This window comes from uncultured Oceanisphaera sp., assembly GCF_947495715.1.
In the GTDB taxonomy this organism is placed as follows: Bacteria; Pseudomonadota; Gammaproteobacteria; order Enterobacterales; family Aeromonadaceae; genus Oceanimonas; species Oceanimonas sediminis.
In genome coordinates, this window is record NZ_CANLZU010000032.1 from 1 (window position 1) to 20,020 (window position 20,020).

15 protein-coding genes are annotated in these 20,020 nt (G+C 58.7%); 5 read left to right on the plus strand and 10 right to left on the minus strand.

Going from position 1 to position 20,020, the window contains the following annotated elements:
- Positions 1 to 204 precede the first annotated feature (204 nt).
- The 9 genes from csrA to Q0753_RS15790 form a co-directional block, all read right to left on the minus strand.
- Positions 205 to 396, minus strand: a complete 192-nt coding sequence (gene csrA, locus Q0753_RS15750) for a carbon storage regulator CsrA (RefSeq protein WP_071472073.1) — start codon at positions 394 to 396, stop codon at positions 205 to 207.
- A 195-nt stretch (positions 397 to 591) separates the two neighbouring features.
- The gene (alaS, locus tag Q0753_RS15755) at positions 592 to 3,216 is read right to left on the minus strand and encodes an alanine--tRNA ligase (protein ID WP_298723339.1); all 2,625 of its coding nucleotides are present in this window, start codon (positions 3,214 to 3,216) and stop codon (positions 592 to 594) included.
- A 104-nt stretch (positions 3,217 to 3,320) separates the two neighbouring features.
- Positions 3,321 to 3,779 carry a regulatory protein RecX gene (locus Q0753_RS15760; protein WP_298723341.1) on the minus strand — a complete coding sequence of 153 codons (459 nt, stop codon included), beginning with the start codon at positions 3,777 to 3,779 and terminating at the stop codon, positions 3,321 to 3,323.
- A gap of 56 nt (positions 3,780 to 3,835) precedes the next feature.
- Positions 3,836 to 4,906: a recombinase RecA gene (recA, locus tag Q0753_RS15765; protein ID WP_298723344.1), complete on the minus strand. Its 1,071-nt coding sequence runs from the start codon at positions 4,904 to 4,906 to the stop codon at positions 3,836 to 3,838.
- A 65-nt stretch (positions 4,907 to 4,971) separates the two neighbouring features.
- Positions 4,972 to 5,466, minus strand: a complete 495-nt coding sequence (locus Q0753_RS15770) for a CinA family protein (protein WP_298723347.1) — start codon at positions 5,464 to 5,466, stop codon at positions 4,972 to 4,974.
- A 79-nt stretch (positions 5,467 to 5,545) separates the two neighbouring features.
- Positions 5,546 to 6,286: a sulfite exporter TauE/SafE family protein gene (locus Q0753_RS15775; protein ID WP_298723350.1), complete on the minus strand. Its 741-nt coding sequence runs from the start codon at positions 6,284 to 6,286 to the stop codon at positions 5,546 to 5,548.
- A 413-nt stretch (positions 6,287 to 6,699) separates the two neighbouring features.
- The gene (locus tag Q0753_RS15780) at positions 6,700 to 7,449 is read right to left on the minus strand and encodes a DUF3726 domain-containing protein (RefSeq protein ID WP_298723352.1); all 750 of its coding nucleotides are present in this window, start codon (positions 7,447 to 7,449) and stop codon (positions 6,700 to 6,702) included.
- A complete protein-coding gene (locus Q0753_RS15785; RefSeq protein ID WP_298723355.1) occupies positions 7,449 to 9,170 on the minus strand; it encodes a hypothetical protein in 1,722 nt (573 codons plus the stop codon). The genes Q0753_RS15780 and Q0753_RS15785 overlap by 1 nt, the downstream gene beginning before the upstream one ends.
- 353 nt (positions 9,171 to 9,523) lie before the next feature.
- Positions 9,524 to 10,414 carry a LysR family transcriptional regulator gene (locus Q0753_RS15790; protein WP_298723358.1) on the minus strand — a complete coding sequence of 297 codons (891 nt, stop codon included), beginning with the start codon at positions 10,412 to 10,414 and terminating at the stop codon, positions 9,524 to 9,526.
- A 94-nt stretch (positions 10,415 to 10,508) separates the two neighbouring features.
- Between Q0753_RS15790 and Q0753_RS15795 the strand changes: the two genes are divergently transcribed.
- From Q0753_RS15795 to mutS, 5 genes are all read left to right on the plus strand, one after another.
- Positions 10,509 to 11,951 (plus strand): aldehyde dehydrogenase family protein, encoded by a 1,443-nt coding sequence (locus Q0753_RS15795; RefSeq protein WP_298723361.1) that lies wholly within the window; start codon positions 10,509 to 10,511, stop codon positions 11,949 to 11,951.
- A gap of 13 nt (positions 11,952 to 11,964) precedes the next feature.
- On the plus strand, positions 11,965 to 12,975 hold the full coding sequence (locus Q0753_RS15800) for a dipeptidase (protein WP_298723364.1): 1,011 nt from the start codon (positions 11,965 to 11,967) through the stop codon (positions 12,973 to 12,975).
- A 57-nt stretch (positions 12,976 to 13,032) separates the two neighbouring features.
- Positions 13,033 to 14,595: a BCCT family transporter gene (locus Q0753_RS15805; protein ID WP_298723367.1), complete on the plus strand. Its 1,563-nt coding sequence runs from the start codon at positions 13,033 to 13,035 to the stop codon at positions 14,593 to 14,595.
- Between the two features lie 93 nt (positions 14,596 to 14,688).
- Positions 14,689 to 15,063: a RidA family protein gene (locus Q0753_RS15810; RefSeq protein ID WP_298723370.1), complete on the plus strand. Its 375-nt coding sequence runs from the start codon at positions 14,689 to 14,691 to the stop codon at positions 15,061 to 15,063.
- Between the two features lie 743 nt (positions 15,064 to 15,806).
- The gene (gene mutS / locus Q0753_RS15815) at positions 15,807 to 18,401 is read left to right on the plus strand and encodes a DNA mismatch repair protein MutS (RefSeq protein ID WP_298723373.1); all 2,595 of its coding nucleotides are present in this window, start codon (positions 15,807 to 15,809) and stop codon (positions 18,399 to 18,401) included.
- Between the two features lie 610 nt (positions 18,402 to 19,011).
- Here mutS and rpoS read toward each other — a convergent pair.
- Positions 19,012 to 19,983: an RNA polymerase sigma factor RpoS gene (gene rpoS / locus Q0753_RS15820; RefSeq protein ID WP_298723374.1), complete on the minus strand. Its 972-nt coding sequence runs from the start codon at positions 19,981 to 19,983 to the stop codon at positions 19,012 to 19,014.
- Positions 19,984 to 20,020 lie beyond the last annotated feature (37 nt).

Consider the following 20,020-nt stretch of genomic DNA (forward strand, 5'->3'; position numbering starts at 1 on the left):
CCTCGATGCGGGTATAAGCCGCATACTCCCTTAGCAGGGGAGCGCCTTCAGCCTCTCGGCCACCTCACCGTGTTTGCGGGGCGTATATTAACGTCAGGCCAAAATAAGTCAAACACTTTTCTTGCCTGACTCTTTTGTTCGAACAGTCTTTAAACACAATGAGTTAAAAGCGGCCAGAAAGAACAGAAAACACCCCGAAATTGTTTAGTACTGGCTGTCTTCCGCGGTACCTTTCTCAGCCTGTATCCGCATATAAATCTCTTCACGGTGCACAGATACTTCTTTCGGCGCATTTACACCGATACGCACCTGGTTACCCTTAACACCCAGCACGGTTACGGTGACTTCGTCACCAATCATCAGGGTTTCCCCTACTCGTCGAGTCAATATCAGCATCTGGCTGCTCCTGTATACGCTATGTAATAGTCAAAAATGTTACTTATTATCCGATAAAGGTGTGCAAAAACCTAGCTTTTCCCCCACCAACCAACAGATGGGGTGCTCTTAGCTTCAAATCAAGAGGCCTGTCATAGACAGGCCTCTTTTATTGCCGCTAACTTTCCACAGCAGCCTAATTTTACCCTTTTAACATTATAGCCGCTCTGTCAACCAGGGAGTGACAGACGCCAGCGCCGCCGGCAGCTGGGCCGGTTCGGTACCGCCGGCCTGAGCCATGTCCGGTCGGCCGCCGCCCTTGCCGCCCACCTGCTGGGCTACCAGGTTGACCAGCTCACCGGCCTTGACCTTGCCGGTCAGATCCTTGGTGACGCCGGCAATCAGGCTTACCTTGCCCTCGGTCACGGTAGCCAGTACCACGATACCGGACTGCAGCTTGACCTTGAGATCGTCCAGAGAGCCGCGCAGCGACTTGCTGTCAACGCCTTCCAGGTTGGCGACCAGCACCTTGGTGCCGTTCACCTCGATCACCTGCTCCAGCAGCGCCGTGCCCGCGTGCGCGGTCAGCTTGGCCTTGAGCTGCTCGATTTCCTTCTCCAGCTGACGGCTGCGATCCAGCACCTGGCGCACCTTGTCGGAAACCGCAAACACATCCCCTTTCACCAGGCCGGCCGCCTGGGCCAGTTCCTGATTCAGCTGATGCAGATAGGCCAGCGCCGCTTCACCGGTCACGGCTTCGATACGACGAACGCCGGCGGCAATGCCGCTTTCGGACAGGATCTTGAACAGACCGATGTCACCGGTGCGCTGCACATGGGTACCGCCACACAATTCGGTGGAAGCGTCGCCCATGGACACCACGCGCACTTCATCGTCGTATTTCTCGCCGAACAGCGCCATGGCACCGGCTTCCTTGGCGGAGTCCAGATCCATCAGCCGGGTAGAGACCTCGTGGTTGGCACGGATCTCCTTGTTGACCATGTCTTCGATTTCACGAATTTCCTGCTCGGTCATGGCTTCCAGATGAGAAAAGTCGAAGCGCAGGCGATCGGGTCCCACCAGCGAGCCTTTCTGAATGACATGGTCGCCCAGCAGATTACGCAGACAGTCGTGCATCAGGTGAGTAACCGAGTGGTTCAGCGCCGTGGCCTGACGGCGGGAGGCGTCCACCGCGGCGGTGACCGACTCCCCCACCTCCAGGGTACCCAGCTCCAGCTGACCCAGATGCAGTATGCCCTTGCCGGCTTTCTGGGTGTCTTTAACCACGAACAGGCCGTCATCCAGCTTGATCACGCCGGTATCACCAACCTGACCACCGGACTCCGCATAGAAGGGGGTCTTGTCCAGCACCACGGCGCCTTCTTCACCCGCAATCAGCGCCGACACCGGCTCGCCGTCCTTGAACATCGCCGTCACCCTGGCCGGCTCGGCCAGGTGCTGGTAACCGGTGAAGTCGGTTTCGCCATCCACCTTGATCACCCTGGAGTAATCCACACCGAAGTTGGAGGCTTCCTTGGCCCGCTCCCGCTGCTGCTGCATCAGGGTTTCGAAACCGGCCTCGTCGATGCTCAGCTCGCGGTCACGCAATACGTCGGCGGTCAGATCCGCCGGGAAACCATAGGTATCGTACAGCTTGAACACCACCTCGCCCGGCAGCACCTTGGCGTCACCCAGCTCTGCAATGGCATCTTCCAGCAGTTGCAGACCACGACCCAGGGTGCGGGCAAACTGCTCTTCTTCCAGCCGCAGTACCTTTTCGATAATGGCGCGCTGGGTGTTCAGCTCCGGATAGGCATCGGACATCTGATCGCACAAGGCGCCCACCAGGGTATAAAAGAAGGACTGCTCGGCCCCCAGCTTGCGACCGTGACGCACGGCACGACGAATGATACGACGCAGCACATAGCCCCGGCCTTCGTTGGACGGCATGACGCCGTCGGCAATCAGGAAGGAGCAGGAGCGAATGTGGTCGGCAATCACTCGCAGCGACTTGTTGTCCAGGTCATCGGTACCCACGGCCTTGGCCGCCGCCTTGATCAGTGCCTGGAACAGGTCGATTTCGTAGTTGGAATGCACGCCCTGCAGTATGGTGGCAATACGTTCCAGCCCCATGCCGGTATCGACCGACGGCTTGGGCAGCGGCTCCATGGTGCCGTCTGCCTGGCGGTTGAACTGCATGAACACCAGGTTCCAGATCTCGATATAACGATCGCCGTCTTCTTCCGGGCTGCCGGGAGGACCGCCCCAGATATGCTCGCCGTGATCGTAGAAGATCTCGGTACAGGGGCCGCAAGGGCCGGTATCACCCATGGTCCAGAAGTTGTCGGATGCATACTGGGCACCCTTGTTGTCGCCGATACGCACGATACGCTCGGCCGGCACACCCACTTCCTTCGACCAGATGTCGAAGGCTTCGTCGTCGGTGGCGTACACGGTCACCCACAGCTTGTCTTTGGGCAGCTTGACCACCTCGGTCAGAAATTCCCAGGCGAAGCGAATGGCATCCTGCTTGAAGTAGTCACCAAAACTGAAGTTACCCAGCATTTCGAAAAAAGTATGGTGACGCGCGGTATAACCCACATTCTCCAGATCGTTGTGCTTGCCGCCGGCACGCACGCAACGCTGAGAGCTGGTGGCCCGGTTGTAGGCCCGCTGCTCCAGCCCCAGGAACAGATCCTTGAACTGGTTCATGCCGGCATTGGTAAACAACAGGGTCGGGTCGTTGTGGGGCACCAGCGAGCTGGATGCCACCACCTGGTGGCCCTGCTGGCGGAAATACTCGAGAAACGCGGTGCGTAACTCAGATGTGGTCATCTGCATGGATAATCCTGTTCAATTGCGAGGTTCATAGGCGTTAACCCGGATAATTTAAAAGGTATCCGGGCCAATGTAAAACGCGCCTTGCAACGGCGGAGCAGAAAGGGCTACTCCGGCGGGGTCTCCAGGGCATAGCGAACCTGGTCTGACGTGAAGCCCCGGCTCTGCAGATAACGCACCCGTCTGGCTTTTTCCTTGATATCCAGCCGCTCGGTAAAGGCGAAGCGGGTCCGGTAGCAGGCCAGCGCCAGCTCGAACCAGTCCGGGGCTTCCTCTTCCAGCGCCTGTTCGATATCGGCCTGAGTCACGCCCTTGCGCTGCAGCTCGACACGAATACGCAGCGGGCCGTGCTTCCTGAAGATATGCTGGCGCACCTGCACCACGGCAAAGCGGCTATCGCACAGCCATTGCTGCTGCTCCAGTTTATCCAGCGCCAGCTCGATAAGTTCGGCATCAAACTGCCGTTGCCGCAGTTTTTGAGCCAGCTCGCGACGGCTGTGATCCCGGCGGGACAGCAGCCGGAGGGCGCAATCCCACAGCTGTTGAGGAGTAAGTGGTGGTTCCATCATGTTCTGTTAACAATACCGATAAAAACAAAGGCCGGGAAATCCCGGCCTCTTGATTAAAACTCTTCGTTGTTGTCCGGGCCGTCCAGCTCGGCCAGCGCCTCGCCTTTGGCTGCCCCTTCGTCTTTGGCACTTCCCGGTGCCAGCAACAGCATCTGGCGCAGCTGCAGCTCGATTTCGTCGGAAATGTCCTTATGCTCCAACAGGTATTTCATCGAGTTGGCCTTGCCCTGGCCTATCTTGTTGCCTTTATAGCTGTACCAGGCACCGGCTTTTTCTACCAGCTTGTGCTTGACGCCCAGCTCGATCAGCTCGCCTTCCTTCGAGATACCGGCACCGTACACGATCTGGAACTCGGCCTGCTTGAACGGTGGTGCCACCTTGTTCTTGACCACCTTGACCCGGGTTTCGTTGCCGATGACTTCGTCACCTTCCTTGATGGCGCCGATACGACGAATGTCCAGACGAACAGAAGCATAGAACTTGAGCGCGTTACCACCTGTGGTGGTTTCGGGGCTGCCGAACATGACGCCGATTTTCATGCGGATCTGGTTGATGAAAACCACCAGGCAGTTGGCGCTCTTGATGTTACCGGTCAGCTTGCGCAGCGCCTGGGACATCAAACGCGCCTGAAGACCCACGTGGGAGTCGCCCATTTCGCCTTCGATTTCGGCGCGTGGCGTCAGGGCCGCCACCGAGTCGACAATGATGACGTCGACGGCACCGGAGCGCACCAGCATGTCGCAGATTTCCAGCGCCTGCTCGCCGGTATCCGGCTGGGACACCAGCAAGTCGTCGACATTTACACCCAGTTTGCCCGCATAAACCGGATCCAGCGCGTGCTCTGCATCCACGAAGGCACAGACCTTGCCGGCACGCTGTGCCTCGGCAATCACCTGCAACGTCAGGGTGGTTTTACCGGAAGACTCGGGACCATAGATCTCGACAATACGACCGGTGGGCAGACCACCGATACCGAGCGCGATATCCAGCGACAGAGAGCCGGTGGAGATCGACTCGACATTCAGCGCCTTGTTGTCGCCCAGCCGCATGATAGAGCCTTTGCCAAATTGCTTTTCAATCTGGCCCAGGGCCGCAGCCAAGGCTTTTTCTTTGTTCTGATCCATGAGGAGCTCCGCTGATTAATGCGTCGAAAAATATAAGGTTGAGTATACTGGTTATTCGTACAGTATCAAGTCTGTGAAGAAGCCAACAGGGCCAGACAATCCTGCAGCGCCGCCGCTATGGTTTGCCGGCGCACGGCCAGGCGGTCACCTTCAAGTTGCAGCAGGCGACAACGGGTTTTATTCTCCGCCGCCAGATAGCAGGCCAGCCAGACGGTGCCAACCGGTTTTTCCGGGCTACCACCGCCGGGGCCGGCCACACCGCTGACCGCCACCCCGAGTGAGTCACCGCCGGCCGCACAGGCACCTTTGGCCATGGCGATCACCACCGCCTCGCTGACGGCGCCCTCACGCTCGATAAGCGCGGGATCGACGCCCAGCATCTCGCTCTTGGCCGCATTGGAGTAGGTAACAAAACCGCGCTCGAACCAGGCCGAACTTCCGGCAATATCGGTGATGGTACAGGCAATGCCACCCCCGGTACAGGATTCGGCCGTGGTCACCGTCAGCCCTCGACTCAGCAAGGCATCGCCCAGTTGTTGTGCCAGTGTCGTCAGATTCAAAGCGCCCTCCCCGGTCCATCGATATATTGAAAACTGATGGCTATTATGCCGAGCCGGAGCGGCATCGCCAACCGTCGCCTCAGGTATTAAAAAAAGGGCTGGCGGTGATCCCCTGCCACAACACCACCAGTGCCGACAGGGCGGAAATCAGCAGTATCGCCGGGCGGGCGCTGTCTTTCTGAAAGACCCTTTCAAGCCGCCGCGACAACCAGAAGCCCAGCAAAACGCCGGGCAGCATTTTCAGAACCAGTGCAGGGGCAAGCAATTCAAGCCCGCCATTCAGCAATAACATCAGTACCGACAACGGCGTGCCGATCAGGAAAAAAGCGGCAATCTCGTTGCGGGTCGTCAACCGTGACTCGTGCTGATAGAGCAAGGCCATCGGCGGGCCACCGACCGAGGTGGCGGTGCCGAGCACGCCGGAGAGAAATCCCGCCACCGTCAGGCTGACCGGGGTCAGCGCGACCCCGTAGCGACGCAGGCTCAACCAGACCGCCAGCAGCAGCGCCGTGCCGAAAAACAGGCTCAATTGCCAGGACGCTATGCTCACCAGCAATAAAGCGCCGCACCAGGAGCCGGGCAGACGCGCCACAATGGCGGGCAGGACTCGCCGCCAGTTAAGCGTATGCCGCTGCTTGAGCACCACCACGATAGACAGCATCCAGCCCAGTACCAGTACCGGCCCGGGCACATAGGCGGGATCGATCAGATACAGCAGGGGCGCGGCCAGCAAACCAAAGCCGATACCCACCCAGGCTTGCACCACTATGCTGCAGGTAACAATCAACAGCGCCAGCAAATCGATCGGGGTATACAGCATGCCGTTATCCTGCGTAAAAGGCGGCTATTCTAGCACGCAATAACAATGCGGGGCCGCAGACATGGCTCATCGCCAGAAAGACGGTCAAAGACGGCGCCAAGATTGGTATATTGCACGAATGTAGTTGCGCGCTTTAGCCGCGAAATCCTGCGCAGCAGGATCTGACGCACAGAGCAACATGAAACATAAGCGCAAAGATATCGCGCTGCGATATTGCAGGATGTGGCTACGCCACATTGCGAAGCTGAAGCATCGCCTACAGCAGTGCCTACAAAAACGGTTATTCTGCAATAACCGTGATCGCAGGCAAACCGAGATCCTGACCTTCGTCAGGATGACGGCACTTCAAATAAAAAGGCACCCATCAACAAAGAAGGGTGCCTGTCTTTAAGCCGGGAGCTTGTTGTTACTGGTTACCGGCTGCCGGCTCCCTGGCGGGATCGATCGCTGTTTTCCACCAGAATACCGGCACCGAGGCGGTTGATCTCGGCCCACAGCGACTCATCGATCTCGATGCCGTTATCGATGATGTATTCCTTGTTCTCGGCCAGATCCTCGGGACTCATGTAGCGCGCATTGCGGTTACCCTTGGATCGCTGCAGCGATCCGGCCAGATCCACCCGGGAACTGCAGACAATGGTCAATGTCTGGGGTTCATCCGGACTGGTCACCAGGGTGGTGGCCGCTTCGCTGAAGCTGGGATAACGCTCCCCCGCCTTGATGGCCGCGGCGTATTCCTTCACCGTCTTGCTGCCATTCTGCCAGTAGGCGGTCACGCTGATACCGCGTCGGCCACAGTCGGTCAGGGCCTTGAGCGCAAACATGCGATTGTGACAGTTATGCACGGTAATGGTGGCGATGCCGTTTTCCAGCGCCTTGGCGTGCGCCAGATCCACCGACGCCGCGATGCAGTTCAACGCACTGCGATCATTGCTGTCGATAATGGCCGAGGTACTGTCTTCATAGACCACGGTACTCAGCGGCTTGTCGGCATCCAGACCGATATAGGGCAGCGCCCGCTTCAGTTCTTCCAGCCCGTTGAGGCCGTGCTTTTCCAGCCACAACACCATGTTGGCGGCATCTTCATAGTTGCCCACAAAATAACCGGCCGCCTCGAAACAGCGGCGCAGTGCCGCCTTCAGTTCATTCATCGAAACCTGCATCAGCTGTCTCCTTCCTGTGTCGGTGCCAGCGGCATAAACCAGTCGTCGTTATAGATTTTTCCGATGTCTTCCAGCAAGGGCGCGCCCTGATACATGGTATTGCGTACCCACAGTTTGGAGCGCGGATCGAACTTGCTGACCCCGAAAAAAGACAGCTTGCAGCGCAACAGGTGCATGGGCAGTATGTCCCGCGCCAGCAGGTTGGCCTGAATGTCGCCATACACACACCGGTCCATGCTCTGGATGCGGCGCACTATGCCGCGCAGCTTGGGCCTGGCCACCATGAAGCGGGCCGTGGTGTGCTGCGGATTTTCCTTGATGTACTGGCACAATAGCTCGTAACACTTGGATACGGCGTAGCCCACGCCCAGCGCCATCTGTTTTTCCCGGCCGCTATCGAGGGCACATTCACCCAGTCGGGGTTCCATTTTTTCTTCCGAGCGATACCAGAAAATATCCCGCGCTCCCGCCTTGCTGAAGTCGATTTTCAGCGTCCAGTCGTAGCGACGCTCTATCACTTCCTTCAGCTTCTGCAGCGGCATCAGCGGATCCAGATCGAGAAACTCTTCCACGCAATAGTAGTCATCGAGCCCGTCCACCAGTTGCGGGTACAGCTCCAGCAACACAGAGACCAGCAGCTCCTGTCCCTGCAACGAGCAATGTTGCTCACTCCAGGCTAGCAGGGTATTCCAGTCGGTCAGGGAGCGAGCGGCCTCTTGCTGCAGGGCCGCCAGATCTTCAATCACCCGCTTGTTGTTATCGCTCTGCCAGGGATCTTCGGTCAGGGTTTCGGCCATGTGCCGGGCACTGCGGGCCAGCAGGGTGTCAAACTGGCGGCGCACCGGCTCGTCGATATGGCCGAGGCTGCGCACCAGCGCCAGCGCCAGCTCGCGCATTTCTACCCACTGGTTGATCAGCATGGGGTGATTGATCAGATACGGCGCCATGCCAAGACCGGTGGAGTTGCCGATGCCGAAGTAGCGTTTTATCTCCGGTTGCATGGGGTTGTATTGCTGCGGATTACGGCTTTGGGCGATATGTTCCACCTGCAGCAGACTGAAGTTTCTCAGCATCAGGCAGGCAAACATTTCGGCGGCAAAGGGACGGGCAAAGTCCGGATAACGGCTGCTGACCTTGTCCCAGTCGGCCATGCCCAGCTTGCCGCTGCCATAAACCGCGGTGGTGCGATACAGATAACCGACCTTGGCGATCTGGGCCACATCGGGCTGCTCGCCTTTGGCCAGCTGATCGACCACATAATCGAAGTTGCGGGCGCTGCGATTGGCACGAGACAGTACGAATACCCGCGAATCCACCCTTCCGGCCTCCTGCAGGGGGACATTCTGGCGCAAAAATGCCAGATACTCGTCTTCGACCCGGCCTTCCACCAGCGCCATGGTCAGATCCCACTTGCTGGCGATGACCCTGTCGTTACGTTCTTCGGGGCTCAGGTAATCGGAAAAAATGACGAAGCTGAACAGGCCCTGAGGGGTGTTGATTTCATAAATCACGGTACCATAACCGTCGGCACACAAGTCCTGACGTACCGTACCTATCTGCCAGCGTTCCAGCATGATGCGGCGCACCAGTATGCGCATGAAACTCAACCGACTCTGATGCATGGCACCCAGCCGTTCCAGATCCATCACCTGCTCAACGGGTCGCAGCGGCAGTGCATTGGGCCCCCGCAGGGAGGCTTTGATCGCAGCTAACCTCATCATATTTCTACCCTCGATAATTGCTACATGTCCTTATTGCGCCATTGTTCGGACACCTAGCCCGACACGACACAGGGTCTGGAAGAAAAGACGGCATTCGAATTTCTGTGTCGAATGATCGGCCCACTTCCTGCCTCATGGAGCGCATCATCAGACAAAGCGATAAAACCAGACAAGTTAAATGGATATATCAATTGATAAGTAAAGTTTATCGAGATGCTAACAAGGCGCATCAATACTGATGGCAATGTAAATATATGACCGCTTAATCAGGAAATATAATTAACAAAAATGAGAGATAAGGCAGGTTATGGTCGCTCATCCCTGCCGGTGGGGAGCCGGCAGGGAGCAGTCACTCAGTCTTGTCGACTGGCCAGAATGAAGTCAACCAGCGCCTGGGCCGGCGGGGGCAGTGACTTGTTGTTCAGCCGAATGATGCCGATGCGGCGGGTGATCATCGGGGTGTGCAGTGGAATGAAGGTCAGCCGGGTATTGCCCTGCGGAAAGGCATACCAGGGCAGCGTGGTCACGCCAAAGCCGGCTTCCAGCATGGCAACCAGCGAGATCATGTTGGAGATGTAATACTGGGAGTGAGCCAGCAGAGATTCAGCTTCACTGCCCTCCAATAGGCGAGAGGTGCCATTACTGATTAGTCGATACCGCTGTAATGCCTGCCAATGCACTTCGCTGTGGCGGGCCAGTGGATGGTCATGAGGGCACACCACGCCTAATTTATCTTCCCACACCGGCGTAAAGTGCTTTTCGCTCTGGTCATGCTCGTCGAACAGGCTGGCGATACCGAAGTCCACCTGCTGGTTTTCCACCATTTTCAGCACGGCGCCCGAGTTATCGTCAAACACACTGACATACAGTTCGCTGTCACCGATAAAGTTCATCAACAGCTCGGGCAGAAAGCGGCTGGCGATGGACGGCACCGAGGCCAGCCGCAAATGGCCGGTCTTGTGCTCGACCAGCAACGCCATGTCTTCGGCAATGCGGTCGTGATGGGCGATCAACTCCTTGGCCCTGGGCAAAAACTGTTTGCCAAAAGGCGTCAGCTCGGTCTTGGCAGAGCGGCTGTTGCGCTTCTCGAACAGCGCCTCGCCCAGCTTGTTTTCCAGATCGCGTATAGAAAGTGAAATGGCCGGCTGGGTCCGGTGTGCCTTTTCGGCGGCCACGTGAAAGCCTTTCAGCTCGGCCACCCAGACGAAGTGACGCAGCTGTGTGATTTTGAATTCCGGCAACAAGATAAGACTTCCTTATCAATCAATATTATTTATTAATTTTTATTATTAAAGCACAGCTCTTATGATGAATCCAACTTGGTATAGGAGATCTATTATGTCTGTTTCAGTATTTCGCAACTACATTGCCGGTGAGTGGGTTGAAGGTTCAAGCTCAGTTGCCAACGTCAGCCCTTCCGACCTCAGCGATGTAATAGGTCACTACGCCCAGGCCGATGCCGCCCAGACCAAAGACGCCATCGCCGCCGCCGTTAACGGCCAGCTGGAATGGCAGAAAAGCGGTCTGGAGCAGCGCTACGCGGTGCTGATGGCCATCGGTGACGAACTGATCGCCCGCAAGGACGAACTGGGTCGCATCCTCGCCCGGGAAGAAGGCAAGACCCTGGCCGAAGGCGCCGGTGAAGTCTACCGCTCCGGCCAGTTCTTCCACTACTATGCCGCCGAAGTGCTGCGCCAGATGGGCGAAACCGCCGATTCGGTACGCCCCGGCGTCGAAATCGAAACCCGCCGCGAGCCGGTCGGCGTAGTCGGCATCATCACGCCCTGGAACTTCCCCACCGCCACCGGCGCCTGGAAAATCGCTCCGGCCCTGGCCTTCGGTAATGCCGTGGTGTGGAAGCCGGCCAATCAGGTTCCCGCTTCTGCCTGGGCGCTGACCGAGATCATCTCGCGCCAGAACCTGCCCGCCGGTACCTTCAACCTGGTGATGGGCCCCGGTGCCGAGGTCGGTGATGTACTGATCAACTCCCGCGATATCAATGCCCTGACCTTTACCGGCTCGCTGGAAACCGGTCGCAAGGTCGCCGCGGCCACCGCCGTCAACCTGGTCAAGTGCCAGCTGGAAATGGGCTCCAAGAACGCCCTGGTGGTACTGGATGATGCGGATCTGGATAACGCGGTCGAATGTGCCGTGGGCGGCGCCTACGGTGGTACCGGCCAGAAGTGCACCGCCTCTTCCCGTCTGATCGTGACCGAAGGCATTCACGACCGCTTCGTGGCCGCCGTGATCGAGCGCATGAAGAAGCTGGTGGTTGGTAACCCGCTGAAAGCAGGCGTACACATCGGCGCCGTGGCCGACGCCCGCCAGATGGAGTCCAACCTGAAATACCTGGAGCTGGCCAAGAGCGAAGGCGGCAAGCTGGTGTACGGCGGTGAAGTGATCACCGAAGACACCGAAGGCTACTACATGCAGCCGGCGCTGTTCACCGACACCACCAACGACATGACCATCAACCGGGAAGAAGCCTTCGCGCCCATCGCCTGCGTCATCAAGGTGAAGGACTACGCCGAAGCGCTGGCCACCCTGAACGACACCAACTTCGGCCTGACCGGCGGCATCTGCACCGAGTCGCTGAAACACGCCACCGACTTCAAGCGCAACGCCAAGACCGGCTGTGTGATGGTTAACCTGCCGACGGCCGGTACCGATTATCATGTACCGTTCGGCGGTCGTAAAGATTCCAGCTTCGGCCCGCGTGAACAGGGTACCTACGCCAGGGAATTCTACACCGTTGTGAAAACCACCTACATCCGCGCGTAACGGGGACGGGGCCATGAGCAGAGAATTGCATAACGACATGATAGTGATCGACGGTCTCCAGTATTCCAACTGGAACCGTGAGATCTTCGAACAGCTGCGCGAAGGCGGGGTCACCATGGTGCACGCCACCATCGTCTATCACGAGCAGATCCGTGAAACCCTGATGCGCGTTGCCGAGTGGAACCGTCAGTTCGAACAGCACGGCGATCTCATCATGCCGGTACGCAGCGCCGCCGATATTCGGCGCGCCAAGGCCGAAGGCAAGGTCGGTGTCATGTTCGGGGCGCAGAACTGCTCCCCCATCGAAGACGATATCGGCATGGTCGAGGTGATGCGTGATCTGAACCTGATGATCATGCAGCTGACCTACAATAACCAGAGCCTGCTGGCCTGCGGCTGCTACGAAGCGGTCGACAGCGGCGTCACCCGCTTCGGTCGTCAGGTGATCAAGGAAATGAACCGGGTCGGCATGGTGGTGGACATGAGCCACAGCGCCGAGCGCAGCACCCTGGAGGCGATCGAGATTTCCGAACGTCCCATCGTGATCTCGCACGCCAACCCGCTGAGCTTTCACGACGCCAAGCGCAACAAGTCGGACACGGTGCTGAAGGCACTGGCCGAATCGGGTGGTTTGCTGGGCTTCAGCGCCTATCCCTTCCACCTGAAAAACGGCCCCGACTGCACCCTGGAACAGTACTGCGACATGATTGCCGACACCGCCGAGCTGATGGGCGTGGACCGGCTGGGCATAGGTACCGATCTGTGCCAGAACCAGCCGCTGTCGGTGCTGGAATGGATGCGTAACGGTCGCTGGTCCAAATCCATGGATTACGGTGAAGGCTCCAAGTCCAATGCCGATTGGCCGCGCCCGCTGTCCTGGTTCCGCGACAGCCGCGACTTCCCCAACCTGACCCAGGGCCTGCTGGCCCGGGGGTTCAGCCAGCAAGACGTGGCCAAGATCATGGGCCTGAACTGGCTCAACTTCCTGGATGATGCCCTGCAGCCGCAAAGCGCTGGTCGTTAAGGATAACAAGGGGAGCCACGGCTCCCCTTTGCATGATGTTCCATTATGGAGGCGAACATGAGCAATAAAACAGAGGCATCCCTGGCCATGAATAAGGATATCAACGCCAAACCCGGCTTTTTCACCGGTCTCGACCTGCCGGTATTTCTGATCAGCGGTGGCGCCCTGCTGCTGTTCGTCGCCATGGCGCTGTATGACATCGAGCTGGTTTCGGCTTTCGTCAACAGTGCCTTTGCGGTGTCTACCCGGCTATTCGGCGCCTACTGGCAGGTGCTGCTGCTGATGACCTTCCTGATCGGGCTGGCCATGGCCATCGGCCGTGGTGGCCAGGTTCGTCTGGGTAATCTGAGCAAGCCCGAGATGTCCACCTTTCAGTGGATGTCGATCATCATGTGTACCCTGCTGGCCGGAGGGGGCGTGTTCTGGGCCGCCGCCGAGCCCATGGCGCACTTTATGTCAGCCCCGCCCATGTATGCGGGCGAAACCGACAAGATGAACATGGCCATCAACGCCATGGCCCAGAGCTTCATGCACTGGGGATTTCTGGCCTGGGCCATTCTTGGCAGCCTGACCGGTATCGTGTTCATGCACCTGCACTACGACAAGGGGCTGCCGCTGAAACCGCGCACCCTGCTCTACCCGGTGTTTGGCGACAGGGTAATGAAAGGCTGGCTCGGCTCTCTGGTCGATGCCTGCTGTGTGCTGGCGGTGGTCGCCGGTACCGTGGGTCCCATCGGCTTTCTCGGCCTGCAGGTCAGCTTTGGTCTGGAAAAGCTGTTCGGCATTCCCGATGTATACAGCACCCAGGTGGCCATTCTGGTCGGCCTGATCTGCATCTATACCCTGTCGGCGGTGAGCGGCGTGACCCGCGGCATTCAGATACTGAGCAACATCAATGTGGTGCTGGCCGCCTTTCTGATGCTGTTTATTTTTCTGTTCGGCCCGACCGCCTTTATCGTTAACACCTATCTGCATGCCTTTGGCCTCTATCTGAACAACTTCATCCCGATGGCGACGTTCCGCGCCGATCCGGCCTGGCTGGACTGGTGGACCGTGTTCTTCTGGGGCTGGTTCCTGGGTTATGGCCCGCTGATGGCGATGTTTGTGGCACGTATTTCCCGCGGCCGTACCGTGCGTCAGATAATAGTGCTGATTTCCATCATAGCGCCCATGATCACCTGCTTCTGGTTCACCATCATGGGTGGCAGCGGCCTGGCGTTCGAGCTGGCTAATCCCGGCAGCGTGTCCGGTCCTTTCACCGGTTTCAATCTGCCTGCCGCCCTGCTGGCGATTACCGAACAACTGCCGATGGGCTTTATCATCTCGGTGCTGTTTCTGGTACTCACCACCATCTTCGTCGCCACCACCGGTGACTCCATGACCTATGCGGTGTCCATGGTCATGACCGGTACCGACCATCCCCACGCCGGGGTGCGGGTGTTCTGGGGCATCATGATGGGGGTGGTAGCCGCCATCCTGATTTCCATCGGCTCCGGCGGTATCACCGCCCTGCAGTCCTTCATCGTGGTTACCGCCGTGCCGGTATCACTGGTGCTGCTGCCCACCCTGTGGACGGCGCCGAAAATCATCAAAAAAATGGCGACGGAACAGGGGCTGTAAGCCGTCGCCGGCACCGGGAAAATGCCCGGTGCAATCTCTTTTGAGCGGCGCTAGCCGCTCTTTTTTTCACTGCATAAAGTAAAGGAACAATCGATGAAAACAGCCGTAAAAACCGAACTCTTCGCCTCCAAGGCGCCGCTGGAATGGGCCGTCATGGCCAACGGACACTTCTATACCGCCCAGATCCCCATCGATACCGAAGGCAAGGTGGTCGACGGCGGTATCGAAGCCCAGGCCCGCCAGACCATGGACAACTTCAAGCACACGGTGGAAGCGGCCGGCCTGACCATGGCGGACGTGACCCAGGTGCTGATCTACGTCACCGCCCGCGATCAGCTGCCGGTGTTCAACAAGGTGTATGCCGAGTACTTCGAGGCCCCCTACCCCAACCGCGCGGCCATGATAGTAGCCGGCCTGGCCCGGGAAGAAATGCTCTGCGAAATCGTGGCCTACGCCGCCCAGCCCTGAGAGGCTTGAGTCATACCAATTTGAATAAACATCTGATCATTTTTAAACCCGAGGCTCAGAGGCAACACAGCCGCCTCCCACGACGCGCTACGGATAAGTGATACTCACAGCTTCAACCTGCTGCGAGCATTCACCGGATGCTCGGTCAGGCTGAAACTGTTCGTCACGGCGAGACAAGCTCGCCCCATGTAAGCTCGGACATGCCGTCTGACCGCCAGGGAGGGCGGGAATGCCGGAACGGCAGGAGCATTTTCCGGCCATGGCATGCCACGGTCGTGGAAGTCGTTCTCTGTTGCCTCTTCTCGGACACCGAGTTGTCTGTAGACGATGTCAACAGGCAACTCCCTGGCATCAGGGAGGCTAAAGGGAACTGCTCCGCCGACCCTCCGCGCCAGGGATGGCGCGGCGGAGCCCCCAAGGATGGGTTTACGGCGTGTCGGCGGAGCGGGCCCTTTGTCCAACCTTTGCAGAGCAACCAAATAGATCAGTTATTTACTCTGTTTGGTATCAGTCGCTCCCCGGGAGCGAAGAACATCCAGAATAAACAGAGCGACCAGACTGCACCTGGCAGTAGGTCGCCTTTACTTTACCTTGCCTCATCACCACCGAACGGTCACCTTCATCAGCCCCCATGCCTTCCATCCCGGATACTGGTATCATGCCGCCCCGGCAGCGGGCCTGTCGTCGCTCGCCACACCGTTTCCAGAAACAGTCTCATAAAGATATAAGGTATTGATTTAGCTATGAATCAAGACAACATCCAACATACTCCCATGATGCAGCAATATCTGGCTCTGAAGGCGCAGCATCCGGACATACTGCTGTTCTATCGCATGGGCGATTTTTATGAGCTGTTCTATGACGATGCCAAGAAGGCCTCGCGCCTGCTGGATATTTCCCTGACCAAGCGCGGCAAATCGGGGGGTAACGCCATTCCCATGGCCGGGGTACCCCATCATGCGGCGGAAAACTATCTGGCGCGGCTGGTACAGATGGGCGAGTCGGTGGCCATCTGCGAGCAGATTGGCGATCCGGCCACCAGCAAGGGGCCGGTAGAGCGTCAGGTAGTCCGTATTATTACCCCCGGCACCCTGTCGGACGAGGCGCTGCTGGCCGACCGCCAGGACAACTGCCTGGCGGCGGTGTATCACGATGGCCAGCAGTTCGGTTACGGCATCATCGATGTCAGCACCGGCCGTTTCGTGCTTAATCAGTTCGATACCGAAGAGGCGCTGGTCGCCGAGCTGCAGCGCACCCAGCCCGCCGAGCTGCTGTATCCGGAAGGCTTTCACTGGTATGCGCTTATCGAGCAACGCAAGGGGCTGCGCAGACGCCCGGAATGGGAGTTCGATCTGGACACCGCCCGTCACCTGCTGTGCCAGCAGTTCGGCACCCGGGATCTGATTGGTTTCGGCGTCGAGCAGTCCACCACCGCGCTGTGTGCCGCCGGTTGCCTGCTGCAATATGTAAAAGACACCCAGCGCACCGCCCTGCCCCATATCGGCAGCGTGAGCCTGGAGCGCAGTCAGGACATGGTGATCATGGATGCCGCCACCCGCCGCAACCTGGAACTGACCCTGAACCTGTCCGGTACCATGGAAAACACCCTGGCCGAGGTGCTGGACAACACCGCCACCCCCATGGGCAGCCGCCTGCTCAAACGCTGGCTCCACCAGCCCAGCCGGGATATCGACGAGCTGAGCCGGCGTCAGGACATGATTGCCCTGCTGATGGATCAGGGCCGCCATGACGATCTGCGTCCGCTCCTGCGTCAGGTCGGGGATATGGAGCGGGTGCTGGCACGACTGGCGTTGCGCTCGGCCCGCCCCCGGGATCTGAGCCGGTTGCGCGCGGCATTGCAGGCGCTGCCCGACATTCAGGCTGTAGTAAGCGAGGTCACCCCTTGCTGCCTGGATGCCCTGGCCGCGCGTATCGGTCAGTTTCCGGAGCTGGCCGAGCTGCTGGAGCAGGCGGTGGTCGATACCCCGCCGGTGTTGATCCGCGACGGCGGCGTCATTCGCGATGGTTTCAGCCCCGAGCTGGACGAGCTGCGCGAGCTGGCGGCCGGTGCCCATCGTTATCTGGAAGAGCTCGAAGCCCGGGAAAAAGCCGCCACCGGTATCTCCACCCTCAAGGTGGCCTACAACCGGGTGCATGGTTTTTATATCGAGGTCAGCCGGGCCAGCGCCCATCTGGTGCCGGTACACTATGTGCGGCGCCAGACCCTGAAGAACAACGAACGCTACCTCATTCCCGAACTGAAAGAGTACGAAGACAAGGTGCTCAACGCCCAGAGCAAGGGCCTGGCGCTGGAAAAGAAACTGTACGAGGCGCTGCTGGATCGCTTGCTGGAACAGCTGCAGCCGTTGCAGCACAGTGCCGTCGCCCTGGCCCAGCTGGATGTGTTCGCCAACCTGGCCGAGCGGGCCGAAAGCCTGAATTACTGTCGCCCGCAACTGACCGGCGACGAGGTCATCGATATCGAGGAAGGTCGCCATCCGGTGGTCGAGCAGGTGATGAGCGACCCCTTTATCGCCAACCCGCTGTTGATGTCGGAGCAGCGCAAGATGCTGGTGATCACCGGGCCGAACATGGGGGGTAAATCTACCTACATGCGGCAAACGGCGCTGATCGTGCTGATGGCTTACATCGGCTCTTTCGTGCCGGCCCAACGCGCCCGCATCGGCAAGGTCGACCGCATTTTTACCCGTATCGGCGCCTCGGACGATCTGGCCTCGGGCCGCTCTACCTTCATGGTGGAGATGACCGAAACCGCCAATATTCTCAACAACGCCAGCCGTCACAGCCTGGTGTTGATGGATGAAATCGGCCGCGGCACCAGCACCTACGACGGCCTGGCCCTGGCCTGGTCCTGCGCCGATGCGCTGGCCAACCGGCTGCATGCCTACACCCTGTTTGCGACCCATTACTTCGAGCTCACCGAGCTGGCGGGCTTGTGGTCCGACGTGGCCAACGTGCATCTGGACGCGGTGGAGCACGAAGACACCATCGCCTTCATGCATGCGGTACAGGAAGGGGCAGCCAGCCGCTCTTACGGCTTGCAGGTCGCCGCCCTGGCGGGCGTGCCGAGAGCGGTATTGACGCTGGCTCGACAGAAACTGGCCGAGCTGGAAAGCGGCCAGATGCTGCCGGCAAGCGAAGTGGAGAAAACCAGCCCCCCAGCGACAAATGGCGAAGCGCCGCAGCCGTCGTTGCCACTGTTCGAGGCCGAGCCTGAACCGGCGCTGACTCTGCTCGACGAGCTGGATCCGGACGAACTCACGCCACGACAGGCGCTGGAGCAGTTGTATCGGTTAAAGCAGGCGAGAAAGCCGTAAGCGGGAAGAATAGTCATACCAAACTGATTAACTAACTGATCTATTCGGTGCTCTGCAAAGGTCGGACAAATGGTCCGCTCCTCCGACACGCCGTAAACCCATCCATGGGGGCTCCACCGCGCCATCCCTGGCGCGGAGGGTCGGCGGAGCAGATCCCTTTATCCTCCCTGATGCCAAGGAGCTACCTGTTGGCGTTGTTTACAGGCAGCTCGGTGCTCGAGAAGAGGCAACAGAGATCGACTGCCACGACCGTGAAATGCCATGGACGGCATTTCCCGAGCCCCCAGGGGGCAGCTTGCTGCCTGCATCAAGTTTGGTGATGGACCAAACATCCAGTGAATGTTTGCAGCCATCGCCAAGCGCAGATGTCCTTAGCCCATGGCGTGTCGTGGGAGGCGGCTGTGTTGCCTCTGAGCTCGGGTTTAAAAATGATCAGATCTTTATTCAAATTGGTATCACTCCGGCGAAGGCCGGAGTCCATGGCCGTTGCATCCTTGTTTGCGAAAAGATGCCCGCTCGAAATCCAGCATATGATAAAGCCCCGACAGAGCCTGTACTCTGCCGGGGCTTAACTTACAGCTTATGGCTGACAGCTTACAGCTTTCTATGATTAGTCGCTGTAGAACAGGGTATCGATCGACAGCCCCTGCTGGGTCAGCACTTCTTTCAGCCTGCGCAAGGCTTCTACCTGGATCTGCCGTACCCGCTCCCGGGTCAGGCCTATCTCTCTGCCCACATCTTCCAGCGTCGAGGCCTCGTAACCAAGCAGGCCGAAACGTCGGGCCAGTACTTCCCGTTGCTTGGGATTGAGCTCTTCCAGCCAACGCACCAGGCTCAGCCGAATATCGTCATCCTGAATTTCGGTTTCCGGATCCAGATCATTCTCGTCGGTGATCACATCGAGCAACGCCTTGTCGCCATCCCCGCCGATGGGGGTGTCGACCGAGCTGATTTTTTCGTTCAGCTTGAGCATGCGGGACACGTCGGCCACCGGCTTGTCGAGGGCGTCGGCGATCTCTTCGGCGGTGGGCTCATGATCGAGCCGATGGGCCAGCTCGCGGGCGGTACGCAGATAAACGTTGAGTTCCTTGACCACGTGAATGGGCAAGCGAATGGTGCGGGTCTGGTTCATGATGGCCCGCTCTATGGTCTGGCGAATCCACCAGGTAGCATAGGTCGAGAAACGGAAACCGCGTTCGGGATCGAATTTTTCGACGGCGCGGATCAGACCGAGGTTACCCTCTTCAATCAAGTCCAGCAGCGCCAGTCCCCGATTGTTGTAACGGCGGGATATCTTGACCACCAGCCGCAAGTTGGACTCGATCATCCGTTTGCGGGCAATCAAATCACCTCGCAGGGCGCGGCGGGAATAGAGCACTTCCTCCTCTGCCGTCAGCAGGGGGGAAAAGCCAATCTCTCCCAGGTAAAGCTGGGTCACGTCCAGCGTGCGGGCGTTGGGTACATTGAGGACTTCTTCTTCCTGAATACTGTCCTTTTCATCGCTACCGGTCATGACATCCTGTTCAGTACCGGTATTCAAACCCACCTCATCGTGGTGGGTGTTTTTTTTGCTCTGGCTCATGGCAGTTCTCCCTCAATCCGGGTACTACCTGTTTCCC

Bases quoted from the DNA above. Each gene is read 5' to 3' on its own strand.
- csrA (WP_071472073.1), bottom strand. From the start codon at position 396: ATGCTGATATTGACTCGACGAGTAGGGGAAACCCTGATGATTGGTGAC.
- alaS (WP_298723339.1), bottom strand. From the start codon at position 3,216: ATGCAGATGACCACATCTGAGTTACGCACCGCGTTTCTCGAGTATTTC.
- Q0753_RS15760 (WP_298723341.1), bottom strand. From the start codon at position 3,779: ATGGAACCACCACTTACTCCTCAACAGCTGTGGGATTGCGCCCTCCGG.
- recA (WP_298723344.1), bottom strand. From the start codon at position 4,906: ATGGATCAGAACAAAGAAAAAGCCTTGGCTGCGGCCCTGGGCCAGATT.
- Q0753_RS15775 (WP_298723350.1), bottom strand. From the start codon at position 6,286: ATGCTGTATACCCCGATCGATTTGCTGGCGCTGTTGATTGTTACCTGC.
- Q0753_RS15780 (WP_298723352.1), bottom strand. From the start codon at position 7,449: ATGCAGGTTTCGATGAATGAACTGAAGGCGGCACTGCGCCGCTGTTTC.
- Q0753_RS15785 (WP_298723355.1), bottom strand. From the start codon at position 9,170: ATGATGAGGTTAGCTGCGATCAAAGCCTCCCTGCGGGGGCCCAATGCA.
- Q0753_RS15795 (WP_298723361.1), top strand. From the start codon at position 10,509: ATGTCTGTTTCAGTATTTCGCAACTACATTGCCGGTGAGTGGGTTGAA.
- Q0753_RS15800 (WP_298723364.1), top strand. From the start codon at position 11,965: ATGAGCAGAGAATTGCATAACGACATGATAGTGATCGACGGTCTCCAG.
- Q0753_RS15805 (WP_298723367.1), top strand. From the start codon at position 13,033: ATGAGCAATAAAACAGAGGCATCCCTGGCCATGAATAAGGATATCAAC.
- Q0753_RS15810 (WP_298723370.1), top strand. From the start codon at position 14,689: ATGAAAACAGCCGTAAAAACCGAACTCTTCGCCTCCAAGGCGCCGCTG.
- mutS (WP_298723373.1), top strand. From the start codon at position 15,807: ATGAATCAAGACAACATCCAACATACTCCCATGATGCAGCAATATCTG.
- rpoS (WP_298723374.1), bottom strand. From the start codon at position 19,983: ATGAGCCAGAGCAAAAAAAACACCCACCACGATGAGGTGGGTTTGAAT.